The organism is Micromonospora sp. NPDC050795 (genome assembly GCF_044456785.1).
Taxonomy (GTDB): domain Bacteria; phylum Actinomycetota; class Actinomycetes; order Mycobacteriales; family Micromonosporaceae; genus Micromonospora.
This window is the reverse complement of the sequence record NZ_JBITGE010000082.1, coordinates 1-2973: the sequence shown is the minus strand read 5'-3', so window position 1 is coordinate 2973 and position 2973 is coordinate 1. Positions and strand designations below refer to the sequence as shown.

The window sequence follows — 2973 nt, the reverse complement described above, 5'->3', positions numbered from 1 at the left end:
CCAGGGACCGGGTCACCAGGTACAGACACTTCAACGCGGCCTGCTCGTTGGGGAAGTGGCCGCGGGCCTTGACCGCCCGCCGGTAGCGGGCGTTGAGCGCCTCGATCGCGTTGGTGGAGCAGATGACGGTGCGGATCTCCGGGTCGTAGTCGAGTCATGATCCCCAGTCGGAAGGCCGGAGACATCCTGGCTGATCTGGAGCCCCCAGGCCAGACGGGCGTAGGTGTCGCCGTTGCGCAGATGGCCAGGGCGAGCAGGGCCTGCCGGCCGGGATCGAGGCGACGCCATCGTGATCGGTGCTGGTCGCGGTGGCGGCGGATGAGGTCGCAGAGGTGGTTCAGGGTTCGGGTGGACAGCGGTATCGCGGCAGGGTAAGACAGCACAGCGAGGCTCCCGGTTGGGGCATCGGATCTTGGTCGACTGCTGTCATACCGGGAGCCTCGCCCGCTGTGCACATCAGACCAAAGCCTTCCGTGACCTGCATCGTCACGATGAAAATGCCTCATGGGACTCTCGAGAAGCCCTATTTTCCCAGATTAGAAGGCACTTCTTCGTTCTCAGCCCAGTCCGTGGACAGGCCTTACTAAAAGGGCGAGGTTGGACGCGGCGGGCTCACGTGTGGCGGGGCGGCCGAATTGGGCCGAGCCGAGCATGGTGCCGCGGCGGACTCTCGATCAAAGGCACGTCTCGGCCCCGGGTACGATGCCACGCCGTCCGAGCCCGCGGGTGAAAGCGCCATTCTTTCGGGATCAGCATAAATACGCGGTGAACGAGCCTACCTAGCCGACGGTGCCATCGCTCGTCTGCTTCACTCCATTCAAAGCCAAGCCGTTCGCGAATGACAGGGTCATACAGACCCACCGTCAGCCAAACGAATGCCCGTGCGAAGACCTGCCACCCCCGACTCCACCAAGCACCGGGCAGCCACATCATGAACGGAGGTCTCTCAACGCCCCGCAAATCCAGCACATCCCTGGCCGCCCGTGTATCCTCAAGCACGTGCACACACACATGCTCCCAGTACCTCTGAAAGTCGTCCCAGGTTTCGGGCACCGGGCGCATAGTAAGGCGGTAGAGTCGATACCACTGCACATGCTCTTCGAACAACAGCCGCCGTTCGGCTTCGGTTACGCCACCCATGAATCGGTCACCAAACCTGATCATTGTCATGAAGAAGACGGCGTGACCCCAGTAAAAGAGGTCCGGCTCTAGCGCATGATATCGCCTGCCATGCGAGTCCTCGCCCTGAATCGCAGCGTGATATTCACGCACCTTTAGCGCCGTCTGTGGTGCGTGGGGACCGTCATATACCACACCCAGAATCGGATAGAACGATCGAAATACTCGCTGCCATCGTTCCTGAAAGAACTGCGAGTGTTGCTCAACCGCGACCCCTAGCCGCGGGTGCATGTTCTGCAAGGACCCAGCCCACAATACAACGAGCATGTTCCGCCAATCGCCAAAGTACGTCCATGTCGTAGAGTCAGGCCCCAGCGGAACCGGGGCCGGCATCTCCCGCATTTCAGATCTCCTAACGCAATGGGTGATTGAGGCGCGCTGTCCGTCTCTGCCGGGTCATTGACGGTGTTGCTCATCGCCTACGAAGGCGTGAGTATCGGGTGGTGGCAGCGGATGATGATGGGCACGCCCGGTGACGGCGAAGCCCTGGGCCGGGGTGACGCCCTGTCTCCTGGTCCAGTGAATGCGCCGACGTGCGGGGGCAGCTGCACGAGTGTCTGCTGGCCGAGGCCATAGGGTGCCGTTGACATGCCTGAAGGTTGGACCGGTCACGCACGGGCAACGACCTTCGCATGCGTGGGCCGTCCGAAGTGGTCCGAAAGAGCAGTCCGAGCCCGTTTGAGCACGCTCGCTCGGGCTCGGATCGCCACGTCCTGAACAGGCGTGCAGGCATCCCGTTCGCTCCCACGGCTTAGCGACGGCAGCGCCACGATGGCGCAACTCCTGCCACTGGTCGACGTGACCCCAGTGCGCAACCGGCGAGGTCCCGGCCTCGTCGGCGAGCTATACGTCGACCGCACCTGCAAGCACGACAACGCCGGCAACGTTTGTGACGACATCCCGAAGCCGCCGCGCCCGCGCCAGTCGCATCATCACGTAAGCCACGTCGTACGACTTTCTTTCAAGAACTCCTATATCGCCTCGGGCAACAACCTGTTCAAGGACTCCAGTCCGTGACGCATGACCAATGCATGATTGTATCGAAACGCCGGCTTCGCGATGGGGGCAAGGATGCGCAGCAACGCCTTAGTGGCCGTGCATTCCTGAGCAATCCGGACCTCGGTGTGGCCCGACCCCTTGTCAGTCACCACGAAGTCAATCCACCCGACGATGTCCCCGCCCAGCGCAAGCCGAAAATGCCCGTCAACAGGACTGTTTACAAGGAACCTGTTCGTGACCACCAACTTGTATGCCATCGGCGCACGGAGGATGAACTCGACAGTTCTGTCTTCTACCCGCCGAACTTCGCTGTAGTCTGGCCACCATGTTGGATAGGCGTCCAGATCTGTAAGGGCCGAAAAGACCGCGTCCGCGGGCCGATCGATATGCCATTCGACATCGAAACGATAGAAATTTAGGCGCATTATTCTCCTCATGGACAGTTGGACAACTGTGAGGGCCGCAGCGGCCACTCCGAGTCAAGGACGACCGCACGCGTTGGCTCTGTATGCTCCTGGCGGCGCGCTAACTAGATCATCAAATTGCGGCCAGAGTAGATCGCACGACGGCACGCGTCAACGGATCGGTCACGTCACAAACTGCATATGCAGGAACGCGCGTTCGCTGATGTACGTTTATATGTCAGGATGTATGAGGAAACTATGAGCTATTTGCATCGTGATCAGGGGGCCTGAGCAGGTAAGGGGCGTCTCGTAACTGGGTGAGGGCGTTGTCCGGGGCCGGCTCGGTGGTCAGCCGGTGAGGATGATGTTGTGGAGGTTGGCGATGCCGGAA

3 protein-coding genes and 2 pseudogenes are annotated in these 2973 nt (G+C 61.0%); 1 reads left to right on the top strand and 4 read right to left on the bottom strand.

Features of this window, described 5'->3' with window-relative positions:
- The 3 genes and pseudogenes from ACIBEF_RS32075 to ACIBEF_RS32065 all read right to left on the bottom strand — a co-directional run.
- Positions 1-154: pseudogene (locus ACIBEF_RS32075) on the bottom strand (transposase); the annotation flags it as partial.
- 38 nt (positions 155-192) lie between these two features.
- A pseudogene (locus ACIBEF_RS32070) lies at positions 193-383 on the bottom strand (IS5/IS1182 family transposase); the annotation flags it as partial.
- A 229-nt stretch (positions 384-612) separates the two neighbouring features.
- Entirely contained in the window at positions 613-1512 is a 900-nt protein-coding gene (locus tag ACIBEF_RS32065) for an oxygenase MpaB family protein (protein WP_396797170.1), read from the bottom strand.
- Positions 1513-1950: 438 nt separating this feature from the next.
- Between ACIBEF_RS32065 and ACIBEF_RS32060 the strand changes: the two genes are divergently transcribed.
- Complete coding sequence (locus tag ACIBEF_RS32060; RefSeq protein WP_396797171.1) at positions 1951-2196, top strand: hypothetical protein; 246 nt, start codon at positions 1951-1953, stop codon at positions 2194-2196.
- Here ACIBEF_RS32060 and ACIBEF_RS32055 read toward each other — a convergent pair.
- On the bottom strand, positions 2151-2603 hold the full coding sequence (locus ACIBEF_RS32055) for an SRPBCC family protein (protein ID WP_396797169.1): 453 nt from the start codon (positions 2601-2603) through the stop codon (positions 2151-2153). The genes ACIBEF_RS32060 and ACIBEF_RS32055 overlap by 46 nt on opposite strands.
- Positions 2604-2973 lie beyond the last annotated feature (370 nt).

Coding starts and splice junctions, on each gene's coding strand:
- ACIBEF_RS32055 (WP_396797169.1), bottom strand. CDS start 2,603: ATGCGCCTAAATTTCTATCGTTTCGATGTCGAATGGCATATCGATCGG.
- ACIBEF_RS32065 (WP_396797170.1), bottom strand. CDS start 1,512: ATGCCGGCCCCGGTTCCGCTGGGGCCTGACTCTACGACATGGACGTAC.
- ACIBEF_RS32060 (WP_396797171.1), top strand. CDS start 1,951: ATGGCGCAACTCCTGCCACTGGTCGACGTGACCCCAGTGCGCAACCGG.